This is a genomic window from Streptomyces sp. NPDC012935 (assembly GCF_042900345.1).
GTDB lineage: Bacteria > Actinomycetota > Actinomycetes > Streptomycetales > Streptomycetaceae > Streptomyces.
The window spans coordinates 469,524-495,894 of the sequence record NZ_JBIBBC010000001.1; the positions used below are offsets into that span (position 1 = coordinate 469,524).

Annotated in this window: 25 protein-coding genes and 1 tRNA gene; 10 read left to right on the plus strand and 16 right to left on the minus strand. The window is 71.0% G+C overall.

Translation table 11 applies throughout. From position 1 onward, the window contains the following. Positions 1–25 precede the first annotated feature (25 nt). Positions 26–823, plus strand: a complete 798-nt coding sequence (locus ACFY5C_RS01995) for an ABC transporter ATP-binding protein (protein WP_389439386.1) — start codon at positions 26–28, stop codon at positions 821–823. Further along, positions 810–1,748: an ABC transporter permease gene (locus ACFY5C_RS02000; RefSeq protein WP_389439388.1), complete on the plus strand. Its 939-nt coding sequence runs from the start codon at positions 810–812 to the stop codon at positions 1,746–1,748. Before ACFY5C_RS01995 ends, ACFY5C_RS02000 begins: the two co-directional genes overlap by 14 nt. A gap of 432 nt (positions 1,749–2,180) precedes the next feature. Here the strand turns inward: ACFY5C_RS02000 and ACFY5C_RS02005 are convergent. Next, positions 2,181–2,254, minus strand: a tRNA-Pro gene (locus ACFY5C_RS02005). Positions 2,255–2,427: 173 nt separating this feature from the next. Between ACFY5C_RS02005 and ACFY5C_RS02010 the strand changes: the two genes are divergently transcribed. Continuing rightward, the gene (locus ACFY5C_RS02010) at positions 2,428–3,360 is read left to right on the plus strand and encodes an alpha/beta hydrolase fold domain-containing protein (RefSeq protein WP_389439390.1); all 933 of its coding nucleotides are present in this window, start codon (positions 2,428–2,430) and stop codon (positions 3,358–3,360) included. 21 nt (positions 3,361–3,381) lie between these two features. On the opposite strand, the gene ACFY5C_RS02015 is transcribed toward ACFY5C_RS02010, so the two are convergent. The 7 genes from ACFY5C_RS02015 to ACFY5C_RS02045 all read right to left on the minus strand — a co-directional run bounded on the left by ACFY5C_RS02015 (position 3,382) and on the right by ACFY5C_RS02045 (position 9,635). After that, positions 3,382–3,729 carry a hypothetical protein gene (locus ACFY5C_RS02015; protein ID WP_389439392.1) on the minus strand — a complete coding sequence of 116 codons (348 nt, stop codon included), beginning with the start codon at positions 3,727–3,729 and terminating at the stop codon, positions 3,382–3,384. A 159-nt stretch (positions 3,730–3,888) separates the two neighbouring features. Further along, positions 3,889–5,217 carry an MFS transporter gene (locus ACFY5C_RS02020; RefSeq protein ID WP_389439394.1) on the minus strand — a complete coding sequence of 443 codons (1,329 nt, stop codon included), beginning with the start codon at positions 5,215–5,217 and terminating at the stop codon, positions 3,889–3,891. Between the two features lie 146 nt (positions 5,218–5,363). Beyond that, positions 5,364–6,314: a catechol 2,3-dioxygenase gene (locus tag ACFY5C_RS02025; RefSeq protein ID WP_389439396.1), complete on the minus strand. Its 951-nt coding sequence runs from the start codon at positions 6,312–6,314 to the stop codon at positions 5,364–5,366. Beyond that, positions 6,311–7,420: a 4-oxalomesaconate tautomerase gene (locus ACFY5C_RS02030; RefSeq protein WP_389439398.1), complete on the minus strand. Its 1,110-nt coding sequence runs from the start codon at positions 7,418–7,420 to the stop codon at positions 6,311–6,313. Before ACFY5C_RS02030 ends, ACFY5C_RS02025 begins: the two co-directional genes overlap by 4 nt. Continuing rightward, positions 7,417–8,127 (minus strand): 4-carboxy-4-hydroxy-2-oxoadipate aldolase/oxaloacetate decarboxylase, encoded by a 711-nt coding sequence (locus ACFY5C_RS02035; protein ID WP_389439400.1) that lies wholly within the window; start codon positions 8,125–8,127, stop codon positions 7,417–7,419. The genes ACFY5C_RS02030 and ACFY5C_RS02035 overlap by 4 nt, the downstream gene beginning before the upstream one ends. Further along, positions 8,124–8,912 carry a PIG-L deacetylase family protein gene (locus ACFY5C_RS02040; protein WP_389439402.1) on the minus strand — a complete coding sequence of 263 codons (789 nt, stop codon included), beginning with the start codon at positions 8,910–8,912 and terminating at the stop codon, positions 8,124–8,126. Before ACFY5C_RS02040 ends, ACFY5C_RS02035 begins: the two co-directional genes overlap by 4 nt. 72 nt (positions 8,913–8,984) lie before the next feature. Then, positions 8,985–9,635 carry a GntR family transcriptional regulator gene (locus tag ACFY5C_RS02045; protein ID WP_389439404.1) on the minus strand — a complete coding sequence of 217 codons (651 nt, stop codon included), beginning with the start codon at positions 9,633–9,635 and terminating at the stop codon, positions 8,985–8,987. Between the two features lie 223 nt (positions 9,636–9,858). Between ACFY5C_RS02045 and ACFY5C_RS02050 the strand changes: the two genes are divergently transcribed. Beyond that, complete coding sequence (locus ACFY5C_RS02050; protein WP_389439406.1) at positions 9,859–10,203, plus strand: cupin domain-containing protein; 345 nt, start codon at positions 9,859–9,861, stop codon at positions 10,201–10,203. Here the strand turns inward: ACFY5C_RS02050 and ACFY5C_RS02055 are convergent. Further along, a complete protein-coding gene (locus ACFY5C_RS02055) occupies positions 10,193–11,197 on the minus strand; it encodes a LacI family DNA-binding transcriptional regulator (protein WP_389440650.1) in 1,005 nt (334 codons plus the stop codon). The two genes, ACFY5C_RS02050 and ACFY5C_RS02055, sit on opposite strands and share 11 nt — an antisense overlap. A gap of 134 nt (positions 11,198–11,331) precedes the next feature. On the opposite strand from ACFY5C_RS02055, the gene ACFY5C_RS02060 reads away from it, so the two are divergent. Beyond that, positions 11,332–12,489 carry a Gfo/Idh/MocA family protein gene (locus ACFY5C_RS02060; protein ID WP_389439408.1) on the plus strand — a complete coding sequence of 386 codons (1,158 nt, stop codon included), beginning with the start codon at positions 11,332–11,334 and terminating at the stop codon, positions 12,487–12,489. 9 nt (positions 12,490–12,498) lie between these two features. On the opposite strand, the gene ACFY5C_RS02065 is transcribed toward ACFY5C_RS02060, so the two are convergent. Together ACFY5C_RS02065 and ACFY5C_RS02070 are read right to left on the minus strand one after the other, a co-directional pair. Further along, on the minus strand, positions 12,499–13,116 hold the full coding sequence (locus tag ACFY5C_RS02065; RefSeq protein WP_389439410.1) for a TMEM175 family protein: 618 nt from the start codon (positions 13,114–13,116) through the stop codon (positions 12,499–12,501). A gap of 66 nt (positions 13,117–13,182) precedes the next feature. Then, on the minus strand, positions 13,183–14,211 hold the full coding sequence (locus ACFY5C_RS02070; RefSeq protein ID WP_389439412.1) for a LacI family DNA-binding transcriptional regulator: 1,029 nt from the start codon (positions 14,209–14,211) through the stop codon (positions 13,183–13,185). A gap of 107 nt (positions 14,212–14,318) precedes the next feature. Here ACFY5C_RS02070 and ACFY5C_RS02075 point away from each other — a divergent pair, with 107 nt between their 5' ends. The 4 genes from ACFY5C_RS02075 to ACFY5C_RS02090 are packed head-to-tail and all read left to right on the plus strand — an operon-like array spanning position 14,319 to position 18,353. Continuing rightward, positions 14,319–15,479 (plus strand): phytanoyl-CoA dioxygenase family protein, encoded by a 1,161-nt coding sequence (locus tag ACFY5C_RS02075; protein ID WP_389439414.1) that lies wholly within the window; start codon positions 14,319–14,321, stop codon positions 15,477–15,479. A gap of 16 nt (positions 15,480–15,495) precedes the next feature. Further along, on the plus strand, positions 15,496–16,272 hold the full coding sequence (locus tag ACFY5C_RS02080; protein WP_389439416.1) for an SDR family oxidoreductase: 777 nt from the start codon (positions 15,496–15,498) through the stop codon (positions 16,270–16,272). 60 nt (positions 16,273–16,332) lie between these two features. Next, positions 16,333–17,337 carry a Gfo/Idh/MocA family oxidoreductase gene (locus ACFY5C_RS02085; RefSeq protein WP_389439418.1) on the plus strand — a complete coding sequence of 335 codons (1,005 nt, stop codon included), beginning with the start codon at positions 16,333–16,335 and terminating at the stop codon, positions 17,335–17,337. Then, a complete protein-coding gene (locus ACFY5C_RS02090; RefSeq protein WP_389439420.1) occupies positions 17,334–18,353 on the plus strand; it encodes a Gfo/Idh/MocA family protein in 1,020 nt (339 codons plus the stop codon). Before ACFY5C_RS02085 ends, ACFY5C_RS02090 begins: the two co-directional genes overlap by 4 nt. A 398-nt stretch (positions 18,354–18,751) precedes the next feature. On the opposite strand, the gene ACFY5C_RS02095 is transcribed toward ACFY5C_RS02090, so the two are convergent. From ACFY5C_RS02095 to ACFY5C_RS02115, 5 genes are all read right to left on the minus strand, one after another. Further along, the gene (locus ACFY5C_RS02095) at positions 18,752–19,567 is read right to left on the minus strand and encodes a BTAD domain-containing putative transcriptional regulator (RefSeq protein WP_389439422.1); all 816 of its coding nucleotides are present in this window, start codon (positions 19,565–19,567) and stop codon (positions 18,752–18,754) included. A gap of 314 nt (positions 19,568–19,881) precedes the next feature. Beyond that, complete coding sequence (locus ACFY5C_RS02100) at positions 19,882–21,096, minus strand: alpha/beta hydrolase family protein (RefSeq protein WP_389439424.1); 1,215 nt, start codon at positions 21,094–21,096, stop codon at positions 19,882–19,884. After that, positions 21,093–21,779, minus strand: coding sequence for a TetR/AcrR family transcriptional regulator (locus ACFY5C_RS02105; protein ID WP_389439426.1), 687 nt, complete (start codon positions 21,777–21,779; stop codon positions 21,093–21,095). The genes ACFY5C_RS02100 and ACFY5C_RS02105 overlap by 4 nt, the downstream gene beginning before the upstream one ends. A gap of 6 nt (positions 21,780–21,785) precedes the next feature. Continuing rightward, positions 21,786–23,390 carry a DHA2 family efflux MFS transporter permease subunit gene (locus tag ACFY5C_RS02110; RefSeq protein WP_389439428.1) on the minus strand — a complete coding sequence of 535 codons (1,605 nt, stop codon included), beginning with the start codon at positions 23,388–23,390 and terminating at the stop codon, positions 21,786–21,788. A 169-nt stretch (positions 23,391–23,559) separates the two neighbouring features. Beyond that, positions 23,560–24,276 carry a 4'-phosphopantetheinyl transferase family protein gene (locus tag ACFY5C_RS02115; RefSeq protein WP_389439430.1) on the minus strand — a complete coding sequence of 239 codons (717 nt, stop codon included), beginning with the start codon at positions 24,274–24,276 and terminating at the stop codon, positions 23,560–23,562. Between the two features lie 272 nt (positions 24,277–24,548). Here ACFY5C_RS02115 and ACFY5C_RS02120 point away from each other — a divergent pair, with 272 nt between their 5' ends. Next, on the plus strand, positions 24,549–26,369 hold the full coding sequence (locus ACFY5C_RS02120; protein WP_389439432.1) for a fatty acyl-AMP ligase: 1,821 nt from the start codon (positions 24,549–24,551) through the stop codon (positions 26,367–26,369). Positions 26,370–26,371 lie beyond the last annotated feature (2 nt).

Below are 26,371 nucleotides of genomic sequence, written 5' to 3' on the forward strand. Positions count from 1 at the left end.
GCCCAGTTCCCAGGAGGTGACGACCATGGCCACCCTGACGGCCACGACCGCGAAGGTCGCCGAGGACGCCGCGGCGGTGACGTATGCCGCCCGTGTCGAGCATGTCTCGAAGTCCTTCGCCGGCCCCGCCGGGCAGCAACTCGTCCTCGACGACATCACGCTCGATGTCGCGCCCGGCGAGTTCGTCACCCTCCTGGGGGCCTCCGGCTGCGGCAAGTCGACGCTGCTGAACCTGGTCGCGGGGCTGGATCGGCCGTCCGCCGGTTCGATCGGCACGGACGGCCGGCCCGCCCTGATGTTCCAGGAACACGCGCTGTTCCCATGGCTGACCGCCGGCAAGAACATCGAGCTCGCGCTCAAGCTGCGCGGGGTCGCCAAGACGGAACGCCGCCCCGAGGCGGAGCGGCTGCTGGAACTCGTCCGGCTGCAGGGGTCGTACGGCAAGCGGGTGCACGAACTGTCGGGCGGTATGCGGCAGCGGGTCGCCCTGGCCCGTGCGCTGGCGCAGGACAGCCGGCTGCTGCTGATGGACGAACCGTTCGCCGCGCTGGACGCGATCACCCGGGACGTGCTGCACGACGAACTCACCCGGATCTGGCGGGAGACGGGGGTCTCGGTGCTGTTCGTGACGCACAACGTGCGCGAGGCTGTGCGGCTGGCCCAGCGCGTGGTGCTGCTGTCCTCGCGGCCCGGCCGGATCGCGCGGGAGTGGACGGTCAGCATTCCGCATCCGCGTCGTATCGAGGACACCGCGGTCGCCGAGCTGTCCGTCGAGATAACCGAAGAACTGCGTGGGGAGATCCGCCGCCATGGCCGGCACTGACAATCGCGTCGGCTTCAAGGCCGACGTCACCGAGGACGGCTCCACGACGGCCGGGGCGCCGCAGGATCCGAACGATCTGGCGGGACTGGAGGCCGGGCTCGACGCGCTGGAGTCGGTGCCGGTGGGCCGTACGCCGTTGCGCGAGACCCTGGTCCGGAAGGTGCTGCCGCCCGTCACCGCTGTCGCGTTGGTGCTGGTCGTCTGGCAGTTGCTGGTGTGGGCCGAGGTCGCCCCCGACTACAAGCTGGCGTCGCCGTCCGACGTGTGGGGCGAGGTCCGCGAGGCCTGGCTCCAGGGAACACTGCTCGACTACATCTGGACGTCCGTCTCACGCGGCCTGCTCGGCTTCCTGCTGGCGCTCGCCATCGGCACGCCGCTCGGTCTGCTCGTCGCCCGGGTGAAGTTCGTCCGGGCGGCCATCGGACCCATCCTGTCCGGCCTCCAGTCGCTGCCGTCGGTGGCCTGGGTGCCGCCTGCCGTGCTGTGGCTGGGACTCAACAACTCGATGATGTACGCCGTGATCCTGCTCGGCGCGGTCCCGTCCATCGCCAACGGCCTCGTCGCGGGCGTCGACCAGATCCCTCCGCTGTTCCTGCGCGCCGGTCGGACCCTGGGCGCGACCGGACTGCGCGAGGCCTGGCACATCGTGATGCCGGGGGCGCTCCCGGGCTATCTGGCCGGCCTGAAGCAGGGCTGGGCCTTCTCCTGGCGCTCGCTCATGGCCGCCGAGATCATCGCGTCCTCCCCCGATCTCGGCGTCGGCCTCGGCCAGTTGCTGGAGAACGGCCGCAACAACAGCAGCATGCCTCAGGTGTTCCTGGCCATCTTCCTGATCCTCCTCGTCGGAATCGCCATCGACCTGCTGATCTTCAGCCCGCTGGAGCGGCGGGTGCTGCGGGGGCGGGGGCTGTTGGTGGCCCGCTGAGGCGAGGAAGGGGGCCAGGGGCCGGGGCGGCCCCGGCCGCACAGTGGGTGCCGCCCTGTCAGGGCGTACCGCCTCCGCCACGCGACCTGTCAGGGAGTACCTCCTTCGGCACGCGACCGCCGCGGCTTGCGCACTTCCCTCCACCCGGCGTCCGCCCTGGCCCCCCTCTGTCGGCAGGGGCCCCCGGTGCCCACGACAAGGAGGCGCTGTACACGTACGCGAGAACCGAACCGCCCCGGTCGATCATGAACGGCCTGCGGGCCTCGATGAAGGATTCCGTCCTCACGTTCTGGCAGGTCCCCGCGGCCGACCTGCCCATCGACTGGAACGACGCCCGGCGCCGGGCGAATGAGACAGCGACCGGAAACAGTGAAGGGCCTTGCCCCACCGAAGTGGTGCAAGGCCCTTGCCGTACGAACCGTCCGGCATCCGTCGGGACGACAGGATTTGAACCTGCGACCCCTTGACCCCCAGTCAAGTGCGCTACCAAGCTGCGCCACGTCCCGATGCCTGTCGCGCAGCGAACCGCGTGATCATGCAGGTCAACCCTACCCCATGGGCGTCCCACCCCAACCGTTCCGACACCTTGACCCATTATTGCGATCATCTATAATTGCCTAACTCAAGTAGTCGGCCCGCTGTCGGGCAGGCCCGCGGGCCGCGACCGAACGGAAGCCATATGTCCCTCCTGACCCGGCCGGCGGTGGCCGGCCTCGTCGCCAAGGTCATGCAGCGGGTTGCCGTCATGGCCGACCGGCGTTCCGGCGGCCGGGGTTCCGCCGCCGCCTCTCACGCGCGCTTCCCCGAATTTCCGCGCAGAGTACGCGAGTTGACGATCCCCACGTCGATCGCTCCGGCCCGGGCCACGGTGTATCTGCCCTCCCATCACGAGCCGGCCCCGCCCGTGCACGTGAACTTCCACGGTGGCGGCTACGTCATGACGCTGACCGAGCTGGACGACCCGCTGTGCCGGTTCCTCGCCGCCGAGGCGGGGGTGGTCGTGATCAACGTGGACTATGTCGTCGCGCCGCAGCATCCCTTCCCGGCGCCGCCCCGGCAGGCGTACGAGATCGTTCGGTGGGTTGCCGAGCAGGGCGCCGAGGAGGGGTGGGACGGCGGGCGGCTCACCGTGGGCGGGCAGAGCGCCGGCGGCGGGCTCGCGGCGGCCGTGGCGCGGCAGGCCCTGGAGGAGGGCGGGCCGGCGATCGCGCTCCAGGTGCTGCACTATCCCCCGCTCGACCTGGCGACGGGCGTCCGCAACAAGCGCGCCGCCATCGCCAAGCCGCTGCTGCGACCCTGGATGGGCGACGTCTTCGACACGTCGTACGTCCCGGATGTGCGGCGGCGCCTCGATCCGCTCGTGTCCCCCGCTCACCCTTCGGACACCGCGGACCTGAAAGGCATCGCGCCCGCCCTGGTGATCAGCGCCGAACACGACCTGCTCCGCGCCGAGGCCGAGCGGTACGCGGAGCGGCTCCGGGGCGTCGGCGCACTGGTCGACCACCATGAGGTGCGCGGCGCCGATCACGGGTACGACGGGACCGACGACGACAAGGCGCGGGACGTTTACACGATCATCGCCCAGCGGCTCCGGGAGGCCGTCAAGGCCTGACGGCGCCGCCCGGTGTCGGACCTAAGAGCCCAGTCCGCTCTGCCCGTTGGCGACCGCGGGTTGCCTCTCGCCGGCCACGGCCACGCGTGTCCCCGCGCTCCCCACGGGCACGCCGTACTCCTCGGGGGACGGGACCCGCACGTGCACCGGGACCACGGGCACGACGGCCGGACTCCGGTCGGCCGAAGGCCAGATGGGCTGACCCACCGGGCCCGACGTCGAGGAGGTCCGGGAGCCTCGCCCCTGGCTCCCGGACCTGCCCGCTCCGAAGCCCGACATCAGCAGGGCCACGGCCACGACCACCCACCACGGCAGGCCCGCCTTGGCCATGAACGCGACGACGGCTGCCAGCGCGAGAAGTGCCGTCACGTCCCTGCTCCCCCTTTTACCGAACAACTCAGCAGCCCCGGGCGCACCGAGAGGTGCCCTCCATCACTACGGGCATATGACGCAACAATACGCGAGACCGTCGTATAACCCAGTTCGGCTCATCTGTACATATGGCTCGTCAGTACATATGACGGGCGGTCAGTGTGCTCCTACGAGTTTCTGCTCGCTGTCGCTCCCAGCGGTCCGTTTCGAGCCGCGCAGCGCCGCGATCCCGATGAAGACCATGGACGACAGGCCGGCCAGGGCGAATGCCGTGAAGCCCCAGTCGCCCTTGTTCGCGGCGAGCAACTGCCCGCCCAGCCACGGCCCGAACACGGCACCGAAGCGGCCCATGCCGGAGGTCCAGCCGACGGCGGTGGCTCGGTTCTCGGGGCGGGAGCGGATCGAGACGGTCGCGTAGATCATGGTCTGCGCGCTGTTCAGGAACACCCCGGTCAGGAACACCACCCCGAAGGTGAGCGCCAGCGGCATGTGCACGCTGAGCAGGAAGACACCGGCGGCGGTCAGCGCGAACCAGATCGCCGAGATCCGGGGGGCGCCGAACCGGTCGGAGGCTCGGCCGGCGACCAGCATGCCGACGATGCCGCCGAGGTTGAACAGGACCACGAAGGTCAGCGCGGAGCCGAGGTTGTACCCCTCACCGCGCATCAGGGTGGGCAGCCAGGTGGCGACGCCGTAGACGAGGAGGAGCCCGCCGAAGGAGGCCAGCCAGTACAGCAGGGTCTGGCTCCACTCACCGCCGCGGAACAGGCTGACCAGGGAGTTCCAACGGCCGGTGGTGGCCTGCCCGTCAGTGGGTGCGGCAGGCAGTGCGACCTCGTGGCGCCGGGCCAGCTCGCCGGCCTCCTCGCTGCGGCCCTTGGCGACCAGGAAGCTCAGCGACTCGGGCAGGAACCTGGCCAGGACCGGCACGAACAGCAGCGGGAGCACGCAGAACCAGAACGCGGCCCGCCAGCCCAGGGGTTCGACGACCCACAGGGCGACATACGCGGAGAGGATGCCGCCCGCGTGGTGGGCGGTCATCAGCATGCCGATGGTGAGAGCGCCACGGCCGCGCGGGGCGTAGTCGCAGACCATGCTGATCGCGGTCGGCAGCAGACCGCCGAGGCCGATTCCGGCGAGCGTGCGGCCGAGGCCGAACACCCCGACGCTGCCCGCCATCGCGCACAGCCCGGAGGCCAGTGAGAACAGCGCCACACAGCCGACCATCAGCTTCTTGCGGCCGATCCGGTCGGCGACCGTGCCCGCGGTCAGGGCGCCGACCAGCATGCCGAACGTGGCGTAACTGCCCAGGTCGCCGGCCTGGTCCGGGGTGAGGCCGAGAGCCTTTTGCTCCAGCATGTGGGGCAGCACCGAGCCGTAGATGAACATGTCCAGGCCGTCGAAGAGGACGGCCAGCCAGCACAGGCCGACGGCGAGGACGGCCAGTCTGCCGACGCGAGCGGTTGGGGAGGGGGAGGAGGACATCCTTGTTTTCCTCTCGTGCGTTGTGCGCCAGACGCTAAGGAGCCGGAGGGCAAAGAGTCAACGTTTTTGTCAACAATCTCAGCGACAATCCAGCAGCGCGCCTGGAAAGACCCGAGTGACTCGAAAGATCCGAAGGAGGCGCCTTCTCAGACGACCGGCGGAGTCCCGTGCGTGTGGAAGGACTCGATCGTCTTCAGGCCCCACGCCTGCCCCTTGGCCCGTTCGGCCTCGGTCCAGGTGACCAGCGGCCAGTCCGGGGCCAGCACCAGCCGCGTGAGCGGGTTGCACAGCTCGATACGGTTGCCACCGGGCTCGTAGACGTACAGGAAGAACGTCTGCTGGATGGCGTGCTTGTGCGGGCCCGTCTCGATGAACACGCCGGTGTCGATGGCGAGGTCGGCGGCGCGCAGGATGTCCTCACGGGTGTCGGCCGCGAAGGCGATGTGGTGCAGCCGCCCGGCGGAGCCGGTCCAGTCCGAGGTGTAGACGACGTCGTACGACTTGTCGGTGAAGGTCAGCCAACGCGCCGCGATCTTCCCGGAGTCGAGCCGGATCTGCTCGGTGGCCCGTGCGCCCAGCACCTGTTCCTGGAACTCGGCGTTGGCCGGCACGTCGGCCGCGAGGAAGTTGACGTGGTCCAGCCGCCTTACGCCCACGCCCCGGTTGGGCCTGGCCTGCGGCTGGTTCTTCAGCGCGGGCTCGAGCGCCGCCGGTGCCCGGTAGTACTCGCTCTCCCAGTACAGGGCGTGTTCGTGCCCGTCGGGGTCGGTGGTCAGGAACAGCCTGCCGACACCGGGCTCGTCCTCGACCCACTTGCCGGAGCCGCCCGCCGCCTCGATCGCCTCGATACGGCGGTGCAGTGCCTCCTCGCTGGAGGTGCGCAGCGCGAGCCGGCCGAGGCCCGGCTGTTCGCGGGCGGTGAGTACCAGGCTGTGGTGCTCGTAGTCGTCGAAGGTCCTCAGGTAGACCGTGTCGCCGTCCTCCCCGTTGACGGTGAGGCCCAGGTAGTCGGTGAAGAAGGCGACGCTGGCGTCCAGGTCCGGGGTGAACAGCTGGGCGTGGCCGATGTGGGCGATGTCGCCGAGCGGCGGGGTCATCGGGAACCTCCGGTGGTGGGTACGGGGAGCGGGGCCGTCTCGGTGGACCGGGGGAAGACGGTGCCGTCGAAGATCTTGCGGGCGGTGCGGACGACAGCCGTACGGCCGGCAGTTGGCAGGCCTGCGGAGTCGGTGCCGAGGCTGCATTCGATGTCCAGGAAGCCCGCGGGGTGTTCGAGGCGGACCCGGTCGCCCTCGGGAGGAAGTTCCGCGAGATCCGCGCCGACGCCTCCTGCGACGCGCAGTCCCGCGGCGACACTGGCCGCCCCGAGCACTCCGATCGACGAGTGGCAGCGGACAGGGATGAAGGTGCGGGTGGTGACCGCGCCGCCATGGCGGGGCGGGGCGAGGAGTGTGACCTTGGGGACGGTGGTGTCCGAGACGTCGCCCAGGCCCATCAACTTGCCCGCCACCGACCGGAGTTCTCGCAGGCGCTCGGCGAGCGCGAGGTCCTCCTCCAGCTCCTTGGGCGTCTCATAGCCGGTGACCTTGAGCGCGGCGGCCTGGACGAGGACGGTCGGCATGCCGTTGTCCACGCAGGTCACCGGGATGCCGTCGATCCCGTCGCGGACGTTTCCGGTGGGCAGCAACTTCCCGGCGCCGGGCGGGAATTCGATCACCACGGGGGCTGCCACACCTGGTACGCCCGAGATCTCGGCATCCCCCGTGTAATCGACTCGGCCGTGCGGGGTCGGGAAGGTGGCGGTGGCGAAGTCGCCGGTGTTGACCATGCGGATGCGTACGGAGGTCCGCCCCTGACCCGCCGGCACGAGAGCGCGCTCGACGGCGAACGGACCGACGCCCGCGAGGATGTTCCCGCAGTTCTGACGATCGCTCACCTCAGACTTGTCCACGGCGACTTGGAGGAAGAGGTAGTCGACATCCGCACCCGGGTCCAAGGACGGCGCGACCACGGCGACCTTGCTCGTGAGCGGGTGCGCGCCGCCCAGGCCGTCGATCTGCCGCTCGTCGGGACTGCCCATGATGCGCAGCAGCAGTTCGTCGCGGGCGCCGGTGTCGGCGGGCAGGTCCGTGGCCAGGAAGTAGGCGCCCTTGGAGGTGCCGCCGCGCATCAGCATGCAGCGGACCTCGGCCTGGCCGGTCACGGCTGCGCCTCCTCACGGACGTACTCGTCGTAGGACTTGTACGTCACACCGAGCCGTACGAGGGTCTCCCGCAACCCGTAGCGGTCCAGGCCGAGTTGGCCGTCGAGGAAGGCGGCACGTGTCGCGGCCTCCTTGGCCTCGCGGGCCTCGGCCTTCGCCGCCGTCTCCCGGGCGCGCTCTCGCGGTACGACGACCACGCCGTCGTCGTCGGCGAGGATCACGTCTCCGGGGCGGACGACCTGGCCGTCGATGGCGATCGGCACGTTCACGCAGCCGCCGGTGGCCTTGACGGTGCCCTGCGAGCACACCGCCCGCGACCAGGCGGCGAAGCCCATGTCCCGCAGCTCCTGGGTGTCGCGGATGCCCGTGCCGAGCACGACACCGCGCACGCCGCGCTGCTGGAGGGCGGTCGCGAACAGCTCCCCGAACAGGCCGTCCGTGCAGGGTGAGGTGGTGGTGACGACCAGGATGTCGCCCTCGACGCACTGCTCCACCGCGGCGTGGATCATGAGGTTGTCGCCGGGCCAGCTCAGCACCGTGACAGCCGTACCGGCGACCCGCACGCCCTGCTGGACGGGACGGATCGCCGTCCCCAGCAGGCCGGTTCGGCCCATCGCCTCGCTCACCGTCGCCACGCCGAAGCAGGCCAGCGCGTCGACGTCCTTCAGCTCTGCCCTGGGCGGGTTGGTGACGATCACGCCGCTCATGCCAGCTCCTTCGCGATCTGCGGGAAGGGGCGCATGTACGCCTCGGCCATGGTCCTGTGGGCCAGGCCCAGGTTGGGTCCGGCGTTGCGCTTGAGCTGGACGCCGCGGCGGACGGCGAGGTCGGTGTAGTAGTCCCACAGGTGCTGCTGGGCGCCGAGGCACTCCATGGCCGCCCGCTTGGTCTCCCACACCTCGGTGATGTCGAGCAGGACCTCGGGCCGGAAGCCGCTCATCTCGGGCTGGTGCGGCTCGAAGCAGAAGACCGGCGGGGCGCCGATGATGTCGCCGTCGCCCGGGTAGCCGATGGCCTGCGCGAGGATCCGGGCCTCGAGGGCCATGCGGTTGGCGGCCGGGTGGTCGCCGTTGTACGGGTCCTCCGTCGGGTGGGTGAGCACCACGTCGGGCTGGGTCTCGCGGTAGACGGCGACGAGCTGGTCGGTCAGCTCGGCGGAGGCGATCAGCGGATAGTCGCCGGCGTCGAAGAAGCGGACCTCGGCGCCGAGGGTGGCGGCGGCACGCTCGGCCTCTCCCTGGCGCATCGCCTTGATCTCCTCCAGCTTCCTGCCCTCGCGCCAGGCCTTGGCGGACTCGCCGCGCTCGCCGAAGGTCAGGCAGGCGATGGTGACCTTCTCGCCCCGGGCGGCGGCCAGGGCGATGGCTCCGCCCGCCCGCCACACGAAGTCGCCGGCGTGCGCGGTGATGACGAGGGTCGAGCGTGGCGGGGACGCGGGTCCCGCCGCGCGAGGTTGTTCGAGCGTGGGTGAGGGCGCATCGGCGTGCGTCATTACGGGTCTTCTCCTTGGGTGACAGGTGTGCGCCCGCCCTCCGACGCGCCGTCACGCGGCGACGTGCACGACTCAGTCGCGCAGCGCCTCGATCACGCTGCTGAGGTGGGCGCGGACGGCCGCCTCGGCCGCCTGCGGGTCCCTGGCCCGGATCGCCTCGATCATGGCCAGGTGCTCGTTCAGGGAGTGCTGCGGACGACCCGGCCTGAGCGCCAGCTGGAAGCGGTGGCGCACCAGTTGTGCGTTGAGCCGCTCCAGCAGCTCCACGGCCGTGCGCTGGCCGGAGAACTCCCGGATTCTGGCGTGCAGTTCCTGGTTCAGCTCCGAGTACGTCATCGGCTCGCCGTCGGCGACGGCCTTGGTCATCGCCGCGCCGAGGTCCGCCAGTTGGGTCAGCTGCTCGTCGCCGGCCGCGACGGCTGCCTTGGCCGCGCACAGCCCCTCCAGGACCATGCGGCACTCGGTGATGGCGACCGCTTCCTCCACGGTCACCACCCGCACCCGCGAACCGCGGTTGCGGATCCGCTCGACCAGTCCCTGTGCCTCCAGATCGATGAGTGCCGCGCGGATGCTGGCCCGTGTGACACCGAACTGCTCGGCGAGTTCGTTCTCCACCAGCCGCTGTGCCGGTGCCATCTCGCCGTGCAGGATCGCCTGCCGCAGCTGCGCGAGCGCATGCTGCTTGGCCTGCTCTCCGGTGCTCGGACGGGCTTCCTTCGGCATGTGCCCTCCCTGAGTGAGTGCCTGTCGAACGTAAATCTAGCCAAACAGAATTGTCAACAATTTTGTCTACCGCATTGAGCGCAAGGCTCCGCCGCACTCGGTGCCGGGCCGTGCCGAGAATCGTCGGGCGGTGCGCGGTGGCGACGGAGTGTCCGCTCGGCGCCGCCGAGACCCCACACCCTGTCCACGCCCCTGCCCCGTTCACCCCGGCTAGGGTCGCGGCATGACGCACAGCTTCGTACTGCACATCCCCGACGCCGAGCTCGAACCCGAGCCGCTCGAACCCGAGCAGATCGTCTCCGGCACACCCGAGGTGACCGGGAAAGTCGTCTGGGAGTCGGAGGACGGGCGTCAGGTGCGGGGCATCTGGCAGATCACGCCCGGCGTGGTCACCGACACGGAGGCCGACGAACTGTTCGTCGTCATCAGCGGGTCGGCCACCATCGAGGTCGAGGGCGGGCCGACGCTGACGGTGGGGCCCGGCGACATGGCCGTACTGCGCGAGGGCGACCGTACGACGTGGACGGTGCACGAGACGCTACGCAAGGCGTACGCGATCAACCAGTGAGCGGGGGTGCCGTCGAGCCCCGGATCTCCAACGTCGGTGCCGCGAGGCGGACTTCGCCCGCACTCTTGGCACCGTCGAACCGTTCGAGCAGGCAGCGGGCCGCGCGCCGGCCGACCTCGTGACTGGCGTTGTCGACGCTGGTGAGCCAGACGTGCCGCAGGCGGGCGATGCTCGTGTTGTCGTAGCCGACGACGGACAGGTCGCGGGGCACCCGCAGCCCCGACTCGTCGGCCGCGGACAGCGCGCCGATGGCGGCGATGTCGTTGACGGCGAAGACGGCCGTCGGCCGTTCCGCCCGGCTCAGCAGGCGGACCGTCGTGCGGTAGCCGCCCTCCTCGGTCATGTCGCTCGGCTCGACGACCGCCTCGGCCGCGAGGCCGTGCTCCCGCATGGTCGCCTCGAAGCTGCTCCGACGCAGTTCACCGACCGCGCCGTATCCCGCGATGTGCGCGATGCGCCGGTGCCCGAGGCCGATGAGGTGCTCGGTGACCAGGCGGGCGCCCCGCTCGTCGTCGTTGGCGACGACGTCCACGCCGGGCAGCCGCGGCTCGCGCGCGCCCGCCACCACCACCGGGAGGCGCTCGGCGACCGCCCCGAGCGCGGCCGGGTCCGGCAGCGTGCCGACGACGATCAGGCCGTCGACCCCGAGGTCCAGGAAGGGGCCGGTCGGGTCCTGTCCGGTACGGCGGTTGAGCCGGGCGTCGGCCAGGAGCATGTGCAGGCCGTTGTCGTGCAGGAGCGAGTTCAGACCGTCGAGCATGTCGACGAACCAGGGGTTGCGCAGGTCGTTCAGGAGGACGCCGACCGTGCGGGTGCGCTGCTCGCTGAGGCTGCGCGCGGCGGCGTTCGGGCGGTAGCCGAGCTCGCGCACGGCCCGCAGCACGGCCTCCCGCTTCTCCGTGCGCACCTGGTCCGAACCGCGCAGGACCAGCGAGACCAGCGACTTGGAGACGCCGGCCCGGTCGGCCACATCACGGATCGTCGGCGCTCTCATGGACATGGACCGTTCCATGCGGTGCTCACCTTGTCAAAGGGGCCGGGAAAGGGTTGACACCGGCGGCGGGCCGCACCCAAGGTGATTTGGACAGCAGATGGACCGGTCCAAACAACGTCCAGAGAAGGGCTGCAATGGTGGATACGCTCGGTGTCGCCGTCGTCGGATTCGGCTGGATGGGGCGGGTGCACACCCAGGCGTACGCCCGCGTCCCGCACCATTACCCGCAGCTGGCTCTGCGTCCGCAGCTGGTGACCGTCGCCGAGGAGGTGCCCGGCCGGGCCGAGGAGGCCGCCGCACAGTTCGGGTTCGCCTCGACGACCCGTGACTGGCGGGAGGTGGCCGCCGACCCGCGTGTGCGGGCGGTCAGCATCACCGCGCCGAACTTCCTGCACCGCGAGATCGGCGTCGCGATGGCCGAGGCCGGCAAGCACATCTGGATCGAGAAGCCGGTGGGCCTGACCGTCGCGGACGCCCGGGCGGTCGCAGACGCCGTCGCCAAGGCCGGCGTCCAGGGCGCGGTCGGCTTCAACTACCGCAACGCACCCGCCGTGGAGGCGGCCCGCGACCTCATCGCCGCCGGCGAGATCGGCACCGTCACGCACGTGCGCCTCCGCCTCTTCAGCGACTACGCCGCCCACCCCGACGGCGCCCTGACCTGGCGGTACGAGAAGGAGCGCGGCGGCAGCGGGGTCTTGGGCGACCTGGCTTCACACGGCGCCGACCTGGCCCGCCATCTGCTCGGCGACATCTCCTCCCTGACCGCCGACACGGCGATCTTCCTCCCGGAGCGCGCCCGCCCCACCGGCGCCACGGCCGGCCACAGCCGCGCGACCGGGGGCGAGCTCGGTCCGGTCGAGAACGAGGACTACGTCAACTGCCTGCTGCGCTTCGCCTCCGGCGCCCGCGGCGTGCTGGAGGCCTGCCGGGTCTCGGTCGGCGAGCAGAACAACTACGGCTTCGAGGTGCACGGCACCAAGGGCGCCGTCCTCTGGGACTTCCGCCGGATGAACGAACTGGGCATCAGCCGCGGCACGACCTACCAGGACCAGCCGGTCAGCACGGTGTACGTCGGCCCGGGCGACGGCGAGTTCGGCGCCTTCCAGCCGGGCGCGGCGAACGCCATGGGCTACGACGACCTCAAGGTCATCGAGGCGTCCCGCTTCCTGCGCTCCGTCGCCGAGGGCGTCCCGCACGGGGCCACCCTTCAGGACGCGGTGCACAGCGCCGCCGTGCTGGACGCGATGGCGCGGTCGGCGAAGAGCCGAGCGTGGGTGAACGTGGACGCGTAGCCGGATCGGTCACTGGTCGGCGGGCACACGGGCGCGCCGGCCGAGGGAGATCTTGAGCGGGACCAGGACGAGCCACCACCACGCGGCGGCGGCCCCGACCACCAGCGTCAGCGGGATCGTGAGGAGGAACACCGTCACCGTCACGGCGAGATCGAGGGCGTACAGCCCGAAGCCGCCCACGGGGGTGATGTCGCCGCGCAGCCACGGGCGCCGGGCCAGTACGGCGACCAGGGCGAGGTGGGCGGCTCCGAGCGCCGCGACCGACGCGGCGTAGACCGCGACCGAGACGGGTTCGCCGCCGTACTCGGAGATCAGCCTGGTGGGAAACGGCACCAGCGCCGCGATGCCCAGGCCGAAGACGGACAGGGTGATCAGCTGTCCGTCGACCTCACGCACGGTGCGGAAGATCCGGCGGTGGTCACGCCAGAAGCTGCCCAGCACCACCACGCTGAGGGCGTAGGCGCCGAAGTCCGGCAGCACCTCGCGCAGTGCGTCGTGGTACTCCCGCCCGGTCAGCCCCCGTGGCACGTCGAGGTCCAGGACGAGCAGGGTGATGGCGATGGCGAACACGCCGTCGGCGAGCGCCACCAGCCGTTCGGGCCCACCTTCCGGGTTCGATTTCCACATGGGCACGACGGTAGGGAGCCGGAGCGCCCGGCGCGGGCGTACACGCCACGAGCACGGCCGCGATCGTCACCCGATGGGTGTGGGCATGTTGTAGGGGGTCACCACCTGGATCGCCGACGGCAGTGTCGGTCCCGCGGGCGGCAGCGCGCCGTGGGCCCGCATGACGATGTGGCAGGCCTCGCGCATGTCGTGGCGCAGGTCGTGATGGAGGACGGCGGACAGGCGCTGCTCGCGCAGCAGGCGGGTGTTGTCATGGTCGAGGTCGTGCGCCACGAACACCGCGCACCGCCGCCCGAGGTCCTCGAAGGCGCGCAGCGTGGCGATGTTGCCGCCGCCGATCGAGTAGACCGCGCGGATCTCGGGGTCACGCTCCAGGGCGGCCCTGACCAGGTCGTACTGGGTGGCGTCCAGGCCCTGTCCCTCGGCGAGTTCGACGAGCGTGCGCTCGGGGTGCCGGGCGCGCATGGCGCTGCGGAAACCCATCTCGCGCTCCTCCTCGTTGCGGAAGAAGCCGCTGCTGAGGCTGGTGAGGACATGGTCGGGACGGTCCCCGAGCCACTGGCCCATGAGGTACGCGGCGGTCGCACCGGCGGACCGGTTGTCGATGCCGACGTACGCGAGGCGCGGTGTGGACGGCAGGTCCGTCACGAGGGTCACTACGGGGATGCCGGACTCCGCGAGCCGCGCGACGGCGGCGGCCATCTCGGGGACGTCCGGGGCCTTCAGGATCACGCCCTGCGAACCGCGCCGGCCGATCCGGTCCAGCGTCCTCGTCAGCTCCGCCACCGGGCCCGTCTCACGGAAGTGGAAGCGCGAGCGCACGACGGCCGGATGCAGGGCCGGCAGCTCGGCCTCCAGGGCGGCCCGTACGGCCGTGGAGAACCGCTCCGGCGTCTGCATCACTATGTCGATCATGAAGGTACGGCCCACCAGCCGGACCTGTGTGCGCTGCCGGTCCAGGTCGGCTATCGCCTGGCGGACCTCGCGCTCGGTGCTCTCGCGCACCCCTCCCCGTCCGTTCAGAACCCGGTCGACCGTGGCCTCGCTCAAGCCCGCCTGACGTGCGATCTCCCGGATCGGGAACGGGTGACCCATGCGACGGCTCCTTGAGGGGTTTTTGATGGTCGTCTGCTGGTTGTTCGACGGGATTGTCATGACAAGAATGGCAGCGCTGAGTCGCCCCTGTCACCGAGAGGACGCCGATGTCCTTCACCCCCGTACACCGCCGGGCCTGGCTGTCCGAGCACGACTGCGACCTCGCCGGCTTCCGTGAGGTGGTCGAGCGGACCACGGACCTCGCCGACCACCCGTACGCCTCCGCCGTCGAGCGGAACGTCCTGATCTACGACAGCGACCGCCTCCGTAAGGCGGACGACAGCAGGGCGGTGCGGGCCGAGCTGGTCCGCGCTCTCACCGACGGGCCGGGCATCGTGGTCTTCCAGGGCGCCTTCCCGGACCCGGAGATCGTCGACCGGCTCAGCGCCGTGTTCGACGCCCTGATCGCCGAGCAGCGCGCCTCGGGCGCGAGCGCCGGGGACCACTTCGCCAAGCCGGGCGCCAACGACCGGGTCTGGAACGCGCTGGAGAAGGCGGCCCTCTACGACCCCGAGGCCTTCGCGGACTACTACGCCAACGACATCCTCGCGCTGGTCTCCCGCGCCTGGCTCGGCCCCGGCTACCAGGTGACCTCGCAGGTGAACGTGGTCAACCCGGGCGGCGCCGCGCAGAGCGTGCACCGCGACTACCACCTGGGCTTCCTCTCCAACGAGGTCGCTGCCGCCTACCCGGCCCATGTCCACGCCCTCTCCCCCGTGCTCACCCTCCAGGGCGCCGTCGCGCACTGCGACATGCCAGTGGAATCCGGGCCGACGATGTACCTGCCGTACTCACAGACGTACGAGCCGGGGTACCTGGCCTGGCGACTGCCCGAGTTCCAGGAGTACTTCGAGGCGCAGCACGTCCAGCTCCCCCTCGCCAAGGGCGATGCGGCCTTCTTCAACCCGGCGCTGTTCCACGCGGCCGGCACCAACCGGTCGGCGGACATCCGGCGGATGGCGAACCTCCTCCAGGTGTCCTCCGCGTTCGGACGGGCGATGGAGACGGTGGACCGCGAGGCCGTCGCGAACGCCGTCTACCCGGTGCTGCTGGGACGGGCGGGCGTGGACGAGACGTGGACGGCGAACGTGATCGCCGCGAGCGCCGAGGGCTACCCCTTCCCCACGAACCTCGACAGCGACCCGCCGGTCGACGGTCTGGCTCCGCCCTCCCAGGCGGACGTCGTACGGCGCGCACTGCGCGAGGCATGGACTCCCGAGGCCCTGCGGGACGAGCTACGGGCCGGCGCCGAGCGGCGCCAGAGCTGAAAGGACCCGGAAAGACATGGGACTTCTCGACGACAAGGTCGTCCTCGTCAACGGCGGCAGCCAGGGTGTCGGCGCCGCCATCGCGCGGGCTGCCGTGCGCGAAGGCGCGGTCGTGGCTGTCACCGGGCGGCGCGCCGAACCCGGTGAGGCCCTGGTGGCCGAGCTGGCGGCCGCCGGGGGCAAGGCGCTGTTCGTGCGGGCCGACCTGTCGGACGCCGAGCAGGCGAAAGCCTCCGTCGCCGAGGTCGTCGACGCGTACGGCCGGATCGACTGCCTGGTCAACTCGGCGGGGCTGACTTCCCGGGGCACACTCCTCGACACCACGCCCGAGCTGTTCGACCAGCACATCGCGATCAACCTCAGGGCACCGTTCTTCGCCATGCAGGCCGCCGTCTCGGACATGGTCGCCCGCAAGGCGCCCGGCACGATCGTCAACATCATCACGTCCTCGGCACACGGCGGGCAGCCGTTCCTGGCCCCGTACGTCTCCGCCAAGGCCGGCCTGATCGGCCTGACCCGCAACGCCGCGCACGCCCACCGCTGGGACCGGGTCCGCATCAACGGCCTCAACATCGGCTGGACGGCGACCGAGGGCGAGGACGCCACGCAGAAGGCGTTCCACGGGGCCGACGACGGCTGGCGCGAGTCGGCTGCCGCCGGGTTGCCGATGGGGAAGCTCGGGCAACCCGACGAGATCGCCGACTTCGTGGTGTTCCTGCTGTCCGACCGGTCCGGGGTGGTCACGGGATCGGTGATCGACTGGGACCAGAACGTCTTGGGCGGCCTCGACTAGATCTTCGTCTGCCACTCCGACCTCTCCTCTCGCAAGCCCCGTACCCAAGGAAGCAGAACCATGCGTATCGGAATCCTCGGCCTCGGCCGCATCGGCGCCTTCCACGCCGAGACCCTCTCCGGCCTCGACGCGGTCGACTCCCTCGTCGTCACCGACCCGTTCGCGGACGCCGCCAAGGCCGCCGCGGAGCGGTTCGGCGCCGAGGTCGTGGACTCGCCCGAGGCCCTGCTGGCCGCCGGCGTGGACGGCATCGTCGTCGCGGCGGCGACGGACGCCCACCCCGCGCTGATCCTGGCCGGCGTCGAGGCCGGCGTTCCCGTCTTCTGCGAGAAGCCCGTCGCCAGGACCATGGCCGAGGGTGTCGAGGTGCTGAAGGCGGTCCAGGGCAAGGACGTGCCGATCCAGATCGGCTACAACCGCCGCTTCGACACCGGCTTCGTCAACGCCCGCGCCGCCGTGCAGAGTGGCGAGCTCGGCAAGCTGCACACGGTCCGCTCGACCACGCTGGATCCGGCGCCGCCGCCCGCCGCGTACATCGCCGCCTCCGGTGGCATCTTCCGGGACTGTTCGGTGCACGACTTCGACATCATCCGCTGGGTGACCGGCCGCGAGGTGAGCGAGGTGTACGCCGTCGGCGGCAACAGGGGCGCCGACTACATCAAGGAGGCGGGGGACGCCGACACCACCGGCGCGATCCTCACCCTGGACGACGGCACGATCGCGGTCGTCTCCAACTCCCGCCACAACGCCCGGGGTCACGATGTCCGCATGGAGATCCACGGCTTCACGGACTCCATCGCGGTCGGCCTGGAGGACAAGCTGCCGCTGCGCTCGGTCGAGCCGGGCGTGACTTTCCCGGCGGGCACGCCGCACGACTTCTTCATGGACCGCTTCAGCGCCGCATACCGCGCCGAACTCACCGCGTTCACCGAGGTCGTGGCGGGTACCCGGCCCTCCCCGTGCACGATCGAGGACGCCCTGGAGGCGGGCTGGATCGCCGACGCCTGCACACTGTCGCTGCACGAGCACCGTCCGGTGACGATCGAGGAGGTACGGCAGGGATGAACGATTCGGGCCGGGAACCGCTGCGCATCGGGGTACTGGGCGCGGCACGCATCACCGAGCTCTCCCTCGTCGGCCCGGCCCGGACGACCGGCCACCGTCTCGTGGCGGTGGCCGCGCGCGACCGGGCCCGCGCCGCGGCGTTCGCCGACGAGCACGACGTGGAGCGGGTGGTGGACTCCTACGCCGACCTGCTCGCCGACCCCGAGGTCGAGGTCGTCTACAACCCGCTCGCCAACGGTCTGCACGGGCCCTGGAACCTCGCCGCGCTCGCGGCCGGCAAGCACGTCCTGACGGAGAAGCCGTCGGCGAGCAACGCCGAGGAGGCGGCCGAGGTGCGGGAGGCGGTCACGAAGTCCGGGAGCGTCTTCATGGAGGCGTTCCACTATCTCTTCCACCCGGTCACCCGGCGCCTGCACGAGATCGTTCAGAGCGGCGAACTGGGCGAGTTGCACCGGGTGGAGACGCTCGTCGCGATCCCGGCACCGGGCGACCTGGACCCGCGTTGGTCGCTGCCCCTCGCGGGCGGCGCCGTGATGGACCTCGGCTGCTACAGCCTGCACGCGGTGCGGATGCTCGCGCCCTGGGCCGGCGGTGCGCCGCGCGTCGTCTGCGCGCGAGGCGGGGAGCGGGCCGGGGCTGCGGGCGTCGACGAGTGGCTGGACGCCGAGCTGGAGTTCCCCGGCGGGGCGACCGCGTCCGCGCGCTGTCACATGGCGTACGGCGAGCTGGAGATGAGCTGCCGGATCGTCGGCTCGCGCGGCGAGGCGTTCGCGCCGAACTTCGTGCTGCCGCACCGCGACGACCGGGTCGTGGTGCGTACGGCGCAGGGCGAGCGGACGGAGCGGCTGGGCACGCGCTCGTCGTACACCTACCAACTGGAGGCGCTCGCCGCGCACATCCGCCGGGACGCCCCGCTCGCGCTGGACGCGGACGACGCGCTGGCGACGATGTCGCTGATCGACGAGGCCTACCGGGCGGCGGGGTTCGAGCCACGGCCGCGCACGACAGTGAGTTGACGCCCGAACCGCGGGGATCCCACCGTGCTCGGAGGACGGTATTCAGTCGCCCTGGGGTGTCGCCGTGCGCCGGGGCCCCGCCGGACCGACGGTGAGCCCGATCAGGCGGAGTGTGAAAAGGACGGCTGCCGGACCGGCCACGGCTCTTCCTCCCGTGTGCGGGAACGGTGCCGGACGGGGCAGGTCGAGCGGGCAACGGCTTTCGGCAAACGGCGTCGGCCGGGACCAAGGTCACGGCACCGTGGCCGGTGCCCGCTCGCGCACGAACCAGCACGACAGCTCAGCTCTCCCGCTCATGCGGGATCGACCGCACGCTGTGGGCGAGCGGTCAAGGGGGCGCAAACGCCGGATGAGCAGACGCCGTGCGGGGCCCGACCGGCCGGACGGGGCCCTGACGGTCAGTGGACGGACGAGGTCATCCCGGAGGCCTCGAGCCGCTCCGGGTCCGCCCGCAGGATGGCCTCCTGGGCGAGCCGCAGTGCCGGCCCGGGCTCGACCCCGAGTTCCTCCTTGAGCACCCTGCGCGCGCGGCGGTACACCTGTAGCGCGTCTCCCTGGCGGCCCGCCCGGTACAGGGCGACCATCAGCTGACGGTAGAAGGGCTCCCTCATGGGGTGCTGCACGAGCAGGCCCTTCAGCTGCTCGCACACCTCATGATGCCGGTCGAGTGCCAGCGAGGAATCGATGCTCAGCTCGGTGCAGTTCAGCCGCTTCTCCTCCTGCACGGCCGCGAACGATTCGATGTCCAGCGACCCGGGAATACCCTCGAGAACAGGTCCTCGCCACAGGGACAGTGCCCTGTGCAGGAGCTCGGATGCGTGGTGGAAATCGGCCGCCAAGTACCGTTCCCGGCCACGACTGTAGAGCGTTTCGAATTCATGAGAATCGGTCACCGCGCCGCTTACATCGAGAATGTACCCGGGCGGTGTCGTGACGATCGGGGATGTTTGCTGATCGCCATTCAGCAATTTCCGCAGCTGTGAGACGTACACGCGCAGGCTGGTAGACGCGCAGCGCGGCGGCTCCCGCTCCCACAGTTCCGCCATCAGCTTTTCCCCCGGCACCGTCTCACCCGCCCTGACCAGCAGAAGGGCGAGGAGTTTGGCGAGCTTGGGCGGCTCGGGTGTGAGATCGGCGCCGCCGCGGGACACCCGCAGCCGCCCCAGCAGCGCATAATGCAGAGTGTGGTCGGGCACTAAAGGGGACAGGGACACGACAAACCCCCCGAATGCGTGGAACGCATTCAACTAATCTTCGGATCCCCCGTCCGCCCCTGGTCTGGGGGCGGCACAATGATCAGCGATTTCGTCGCTATGGTGTGCAGCATATGCGAGCTTGTTCTTCGGTACCAGTCTCGCTCGTTACACGGCCATTAAGGAGAATGAAATTCGGCGGTCCGATGACAGGCGGCCGGAAAGAAATCGGCCGCCTCACGAACCGCCGTATGACTCGGAGCCGAGCAGCCCGGCCCGCGGGGAGCGGGCCGGGCTGTTTCGAGCTGGATGTGCCGCGGACCGGCCGTCGCCGGTCAGGTCGCCGCCGGCCGGTCCGCCCCGAGAGTCTCCAGCAGCCATGAGAAGAGCCGGTCGTGGAACAGGCGCATGGCACCGGAGTGGCAGTGCGCCCCGCCGCCCTCGTCAGCCGTGAAGACGTGCAGCGTCTTGGGCGAATTCAGCCCCGTGTACACCTTCTTCGCGTGCTCCAGCCCGGTGAAGAACAGGTCCTCCTCCGCGTCGAGGACGAGCACGGGACAACGCACCTGGCCGATCACGTCGGACAGGGCGAACGCCGGTAACCGGCGCAGCAGTTGGGCCGGGGTCTCGGCGTCGAAGGTCCACAGGGCTTGCCGCAGCATCCAGCGGGTGAAGGTCTGCTGCGCGGCAATTCCCCACATCACCGGGTTGGCGAAGTCGTCGTGCCCCTGCTCGACCCACTCCAGCACGAATGGCGGCAGCGCCACGACATCACCCAGCTGCCAGACCGCGTCGTGGGCGACGCAGCCGGCCAGCCGGTGCTCGAACGCGGCGGCGCGCACGGCGAGCAGGCCGCCGAGGCTGGTCCCGGCCAGGACCAGCCGGTCGGGGTCCACACCCGGCAGGGACAGCGCGTGGTTCACGACCGGCGTGACCACGTTCTCCCAGTCGGCCCTGAAGGCCAGCCCTTGGTCGCGAAGGACCGAGCCCTGACCCGGCCCTTCGAAGCACAGACAGTCGTAGCCGTGGGCGATTGCCGCGGCCGCCACGAAGAAGTAGCCCTCCTCGAGGGTGGAGTCGAGGCCGCCGTGATGGATGACCATCGGCCGCGGCTCGTCGGAGTCATCCGCCCGGTACAGGTAGCCGGGCAGCGAGGTGTCCTCATAGGGGATGCGCACGAACTCCGGTGGCCGGTCCATGAGTTGGGCGGCGTCGGCGAAGGTCTCCCGGGACAGCCGCATCAGCCGCAGGGCCTCCGGGTCCCGTGCGTTGTCGCGCTGGAAGAACTCGGCGGTCCGGTAGTAGTTGTGTGCCCGCAGCAGTGCGGCGCGCGCGTCGTCGCGGCGGCCCTCGCCCAGGGCGGCGGTGCCCAGCCGGTGAGCCCCTTCGGCGAGGGAGGCCCATTGGTGCCGCCACGCTTCGGTGTCGCCGTTCGGGATGCGCGAGGCGACCGCGACGACCTCGCCCAGCTGCGCACCGCCGTAATCGGCGTAACCGGCGGTGCGCAGCGCCTGGTAGTCGAAGGCGGGGTCGTCGAAGAGGAATTTCATGGTTGCGGCTCCTGTGGTGGTGGGGAGTGCTCCGGTGCTGTGCCGGGTCCTGCTCCGGCACAGGTCGTGCGGGTTCCGTTCAGAAACGTGTCGACGATCGTCTCGGCGAACGCACGCGATTCCACGGTGCGTTGACGCAGGATCAGCCGGGCGGCCATCGGTCCGGTCAGAATCTCGACCGCATCCTCCAGATCGAGGTCGGCGCGCAGCTCACCGCTGTCGACGCCGTCGCGCAGCGTCGCCAGCAGGGCCTCGCGCCGGGCGGCGGTGACGGTCTGTTCGAATCGCTCCACCAGTTGCGGGCGGCGCACCGCCTCACCCAGCAGGCTGCCGATCAGCCGGTGCAGCGGGGTGTCCTGGCCACGGTGGCGCAGCTGGTCCACGAGGGTCACCAGCTTGTCCCGCAGGCTGAGTCCGGTCAGCGGCGGCACGGGAAGGTCAAGGGTGCTCAGCGCGGCGAGCACCAGTTCCTCCTTGTTGCGCCAGCGGCGGTAGATGGTGGCGCGGGCCACCCCGGCTCGCTGGGCGACCAGGTCCATGGACAGGTCGCCGAAGCTGCACCCTTCGCTGAGCAGGGCGAGGGTGCCGTCCAGGATCGCCCGGTCGGCGGCGGGATCGCGCTGGCGGCCGCCCCGGGCCGTGCGCCCCGGGGCGGCTGCCGATCGGTCGAGGTGTGGCGGCATACGGGTTCATACCTCCGCGGTGTGGGGTTCTTCGGCGGTCGCCTCCTCGGCGCCGGGCGTGCCGACGGCCGTACGGGAGGGCAGGAGCAGCAGGGCGGCGAGAGCACCGACGAGCGTGACGCCCGCGGCGACGAGGGACGTGAGGTGCATGGCCGAGACGAACGCGTCGACCGCGCGGTCCTCGATGGCGGCGCCGCCCGGGCCCAGTTCCCGCGCGGCGGTGAGGGTGGCGGCGACGGACTCCTGCGCCGGGTCTCTCATTGCGGCGGGCAGCGGCGCCAGGTGGTCCTCGATCCGGGAGCGGTAAGCCACGGAGAGCACCGAGCCCAGGACCGCGACGCCGAGGGCGCCGCCCACCTGCCGAAAGGTGGTGCTGACCGCCGCTCCGGTGCCGGACCGGCCCGGGCCGACAGCGGACATGGCGGCGGAGGTCGCCGGGGGCATCACACAGGCGATGCCGACGCCCATCACGAACAGGACGGACTCCAGGACCCAGACCTCGGTCCGCTCGTCGACGGTCGCGACCGCGAGGAAGCCGAGCGAGGTGAGCAGCATCCCGCCGGCGCACACCGGCCGGACCCCGATCCGCTTGGCGGCGACCGTCGCGGCCGGTGCGAACGTCAGCTGGGCCACCGCCAGGGGCAGCAGCAGGAGGCCGGCCTCCAGCGGGGTCCAACCGCGCACGCTCTGGAGGTAGAAGACCAGGAAGAAGGTGGCGCCGAGCAGGCTGAAGAAGACCAGCCCGATGACGGCCACGGCGGCGCTGAAGCGACGATCGGTGAACAGGGCGAGGTCCAGCGCGGGACACCGACTGTGGTGTTCCCAGACGGCGAACAGGCCCAGGACGGCGAGGCCGCAGAGCATCGTCCCCCAGACGGCGGTGTCCGCCCAGTCACCGGACTCGCCCCCCTTGATCACGCCGTACACCAGGGCGGTCAGGCCGGCGACGGACAGGGCGACGCCGAGCGGGTCGAAGCCGCCGCGCCCGGGGTCGCGGGACTCGGGTACGACGAACAGCGCGGCTACGGCGCCGATCAGCACGATGGGCAGGTTGATCAGGAACACCGAGCCCCACCAGAAGTGCTCCAGCAGCACGCCACCGGTGACGGGGCCCAGCGCCACAGCGAGTCCGGCGGCACCCGCCCAGACACCGATGGCCTGGGCGCGTTCGGCGGGTGGGAAGACGGCCATGATGATCGCCAGAGTGGCGGGCAGCACGAGGGCACCGCCGACGCCCAGCCCCGCCCGGGCGACGACGAGTTCGCCGGCGCTGTCCGCGTGGGCGGACCACAGGGAACAGCCACCGAAGACGACGAGCCCGGCCAGCAGCGTCCGCTTGCGTCCCCAGCGGTCGGCGAGCACACCGGTGGTGAAGAGCAGGGCGGCGAAGACGAGCGTGTAGGAGTCGATCGACCACTGCAGCTCGCTCTGCGTGGCCCCCAGGCCGACGGGTGCCGGCTCGGCGAGGGTCTTCAGGGCAACGTTCAGGATCGAGGTGTCCAGGACGACGAGCAGGAGGCTGACCAGCAGTACCGCCAGCACGCGCCACCTGTGCGGGTGCGCGGCCGACGGGATGTGCTCGGCAGGCCTGAGGTGAGGCTGAGAAGTCACGGATTCCGCTCCTCGTAAAGAGGGGGTGCGTGAGCTGAGTGCCGTTCTCGTGCCGTGTACTGCCGACGCTAGACCCGGCGACCAATCGAGTCAACGGTGTATCGAAACATCCTTGACTCGATTCCCGGTTGCCGTGCACCCACCGGAACTCGGCTTGACGAAAGGGCAGTTACAGGCCGTCAGGACCCAGCGCCGCGGCAACGAGGAACCGCCCCGCCACTCGGTCACAGCGCAGTCGCCAACCCGGCGCCGCCTCAAGGGACCACCAGCCGTCGCCGTGCGGTCCGGGGCGGGGGCGCAGTCGTGCGAAGTCCCACGCCAGTCCGACGCCGTGTGCCTTCGTATAGGCCTCCTTGAGCGTCCACAGACGCACCAGTCTCTGATTCCGCTCGGCCGGCGGCAGCCCGGACAGCTCCGCCAGCTCCCGCGGATGACAGAACCTATCGGCCAGTCCGGGCGTCAGCAGCGGGCGGTCCGACACCTCCACGTCCACTCCGATCAGACGGCCGCGGGCGGCCCCCGCCACCAGCATTCCGGCCGTGTGGCTGATGGCCACGTCCAGCCCGGGAGGCTCGTGGAGGACGGGCCGCCCACGGCGGTCGCGGCCCAGCACGACCCGGTCCGGCTCCACGCCGGCCACGGCGGAAACGGTGTGGCGCAGCAGCAGCCGCGAGCCCAGCAGCCGCGCCCGCACGAGGGGTTCGCGTGCCGCGCAGTACCGCGACCAGTCCGGCCCGAGGAGTTCGCGCGCGCCGGGGCCGGGATGTCGCCCCCAGTCCACCGGCCGGCCGTGGCAGACGGCGTAGCCGTGCCGCCGCGCGGCTTCCTGGACCGCACGCCAACCCACCGCGGGCAGCGGACCGACAGGGAGGGGTTCGCCCCTCACAGGAAGAGCGTCCTGTTCGACCATGACACCCCCTTCTGTCACCCCCGTGACCGGCACCCCGTGCCAGGACTGAATGTGCCGCTCCGCGCACACACCGTTGTACCGGCTCCCGCCGACGTCGTCCGCTGAACCCCAAACCCTTGACGTGCGCGCCAATTTCCGCTTTACGCCGGCTTTTCACGGCGCATCGAGGCTGAGAGACACCGGATGGCACTCGGTGCCTCCCGGACGTTCCACACCACACCGGTCACCGACCGCCGAAAGGAATGCCTGTGGCTCACCAGCTTCAGCACCGAACGTTGACCGACGCCGTACGCGCCGGCGTGGACCGCCATCCCGAACGTGCCGCGTTCGTGTATCTGCACGAGGACGGCCCGGCCATGCGATCCGAAGAGATCGGCTACGCGGAACTGGACCGGCGGGCGCGCCTCGTCGCCGCCCGGCTGCACCACGCGTCCAAGGGCGACCCCTCCCGCCCGGTCCTGTTGCTCTATCCGCCGACCCTGGACTTCGTGACGGCCTTCCTCGGCTGCTTCTACGCCGGGCGTACCGCGATTCCCGCGCCCCTGCCCGACGAGCCGGGCGAGCGGCTGGCACGGGTCAGCGGCATCCTGCGGGACGCCGGGGTCGGGGCGGTGCTGACGCTCCCCGAGTTCCGGCAGGCCATCGGGGCCTGGCTGGCCGCCGCCGGAGAGCGGGACGTGGTGTGCCTGTCGACCGGCCCGGACGACCAGGACGGAGCCGATCCCGACCTGTGGGTACCGCCCGTCGTGCGCGACACCGACGTGGCCTTCCTCCAGTACAGCTCGGGCTCCACCAGCGAACCCAAGGGCGTCATGGTCACGCACGCCAACCTGGCCGCCAACGAGGAGGCCATCCGCGCCGCGATGCGGACCCCGGAAGGTGTCGTGGCGGGCAGCTGGCTGCCCCTCTATCACGACATGGGGCTCATCGGGATGACCCTCCAGCCACTGTGGGTGGGCGGTACCAGCGTGCAGATGTCACCGGTCTCCTTCATCAAGCAGCCACACCGCTGGCTGCGCATGATCCACGACTATCGCGTCGAGGGCACCGCCTCGCCCAACTTCGGCTACGACCTGTGCGTCCGGCGCGTCACCGAGGAGCAGTCGGCGGGGCTGGACCTGTCCAGCCTGCGGGTGGCGCTCAACGGGGCCGAGCCGGTGCGCGCCGACACCCTGCGCGCCTTCGTCCGGCGCTTCGCCGGCAACGGTCTGCGCGCCGAGTCCCTGCTGCCCTGCTACGGCCTGGCCGAGAACACCCTGCTGGTCTCCGGCGGCGACACCGAGGCGCCGCACCTCGAACTCACCGTCGACGCTGTCGCGTTGGAGCAGGACGAGCTGCGGCCCGTGCGCAGCGACCGCCCGGCCCGGACCCTCGTGGGCTGCGGCCGGCCGAAGGACACCGAGGTCCTGATCGTGGACCCGATGACCCGTCAGGCGCTGCCCGGCGGCCGGATCGGCGAGATCTGGCTGCGCGGCCCCTCGGTGGCCGCCGGCTACTGGAACCGGCGCGAGCTCACCACCGAGACGTTCCAGGCGGTCACGGCCGACGGCCGGGCGGGCTACTTCCGCACCGGCGACCTCGGCGCCCTGCTCCACGAGGAGCTCTACGTCACCGGCCGGATCAAGGAGATGCTCATCCACCACGGCCGCAATCTCTACCCGCAGGACATCGAGCAGGCCGTCCAGGAGTCCGGGGAGGCATTCCGGCGCGGCGGCGGCGCGGTGTTCACCGTCACCGACAAGGCGTCCGACCGCTCGCACGTGGTCGTGGTGCAGGAGCTCAAGGCCCGCGCGGGCGGCAGCGAGGAGGACCTGATCCGCCTCGCAGCCGACGTCCAGGCGCTGCTCAGCAGGCAGTTGCAGCTGCCCGGCGTGAGCGTGGTGCTTGTCCGCCCCGGGGTGATCCGCAAGACGACCAGCGGGAAGACGCAGCGCACGCTCATGCGGCAGTTGTTCCTCGACGGCGCCCTGCCCGTGCTGCACCAGCGCCTCCAGGAACCGGTCGCCGCCCTGCTCCCCGCCCCGGACCCGGCGTCCGAACGCACCGCCGCCGTGTCCTCCAGCAGCTGAGA

What these genes read in the sequence shown, in the direction of transcription:
- ACFY5C_RS01995 (WP_389439386.1), top strand. Translation starts at nt 26, where the DNA reads ATGGCCACCCTGACGGCCACGACCGCGAAGGTCGCCGAGGACGCCGCG.
- ACFY5C_RS02000 (WP_389439388.1), top strand. Translation starts at nt 810, where the DNA reads ATGGCCGGCACTGACAATCGCGTCGGCTTCAAGGCCGACGTCACCGAG.
- ACFY5C_RS02010 (WP_389439390.1), top strand. Translation starts at nt 2,428, where the DNA reads ATGTCCCTCCTGACCCGGCCGGCGGTGGCCGGCCTCGTCGCCAAGGTC.
- ACFY5C_RS02020 (WP_389439394.1), bottom strand. Translation starts at nt 5,217, where the DNA reads ATGTCCTCCTCCCCCTCCCCAACCGCTCGCGTCGGCAGACTGGCCGTC.
- ACFY5C_RS02025 (WP_389439396.1), bottom strand. Translation starts at nt 6,314, where the DNA reads ATGACCCCGCCGCTCGGCGACATCGCCCACATCGGCCACGCCCAGCTG.
- ACFY5C_RS02035 (WP_389439400.1), bottom strand. Translation starts at nt 8,127, where the DNA reads ATGAGCGGCGTGATCGTCACCAACCCGCCCAGGGCAGAGCTGAAGGAC.
- ACFY5C_RS02040 (WP_389439402.1), bottom strand. Translation starts at nt 8,912, where the DNA reads ATGACGCACGCCGATGCGCCCTCACCCACGCTCGAACAACCTCGCGCG.
- ACFY5C_RS02045 (WP_389439404.1), bottom strand. Translation starts at nt 9,635, where the DNA reads ATGCCGAAGGAAGCCCGTCCGAGCACCGGAGAGCAGGCCAAGCAGCAT.
- ACFY5C_RS02050 (WP_389439406.1), top strand. Translation starts at nt 9,859, where the DNA reads ATGACGCACAGCTTCGTACTGCACATCCCCGACGCCGAGCTCGAACCC.
- ACFY5C_RS02055 (WP_389440650.1), bottom strand. Translation starts at nt 11,197, where the DNA reads ATGAGAGCGCCGACGATCCGTGATGTGGCCGACCGGGCCGGCGTCTCC.
- ACFY5C_RS02060 (WP_389439408.1), top strand. Translation starts at nt 11,332, where the DNA reads ATGGTGGATACGCTCGGTGTCGCCGTCGTCGGATTCGGCTGGATGGGG.
- ACFY5C_RS02065 (WP_389439410.1), bottom strand. Translation starts at nt 13,116, where the DNA reads ATGTGGAAATCGAACCCGGAAGGTGGGCCCGAACGGCTGGTGGCGCTC.
- ACFY5C_RS02070 (WP_389439412.1), bottom strand. Translation starts at nt 14,211, where the DNA reads ATGGGTCACCCGTTCCCGATCCGGGAGATCGCACGTCAGGCGGGCTTG.
- ACFY5C_RS02075 (WP_389439414.1), top strand. Translation starts at nt 14,319, where the DNA reads ATGTCCTTCACCCCCGTACACCGCCGGGCCTGGCTGTCCGAGCACGAC.
- ACFY5C_RS02080 (WP_389439416.1), top strand. Translation starts at nt 15,496, where the DNA reads ATGGGACTTCTCGACGACAAGGTCGTCCTCGTCAACGGCGGCAGCCAG.
- ACFY5C_RS02085 (WP_389439418.1), top strand. Translation starts at nt 16,333, where the DNA reads ATGCGTATCGGAATCCTCGGCCTCGGCCGCATCGGCGCCTTCCACGCC.
- ACFY5C_RS02090 (WP_389439420.1), top strand. Translation starts at nt 17,334, where the DNA reads ATGAACGATTCGGGCCGGGAACCGCTGCGCATCGGGGTACTGGGCGCG.
- ACFY5C_RS02100 (WP_389439424.1), bottom strand. Translation starts at nt 21,096, where the DNA reads ATGAAATTCCTCTTCGACGACCCCGCCTTCGACTACCAGGCGCTGCGC.
- ACFY5C_RS02105 (WP_389439426.1), bottom strand. Translation starts at nt 21,779, where the DNA reads ATGCCGCCACACCTCGACCGATCGGCAGCCGCCCCGGGGCGCACGGCC.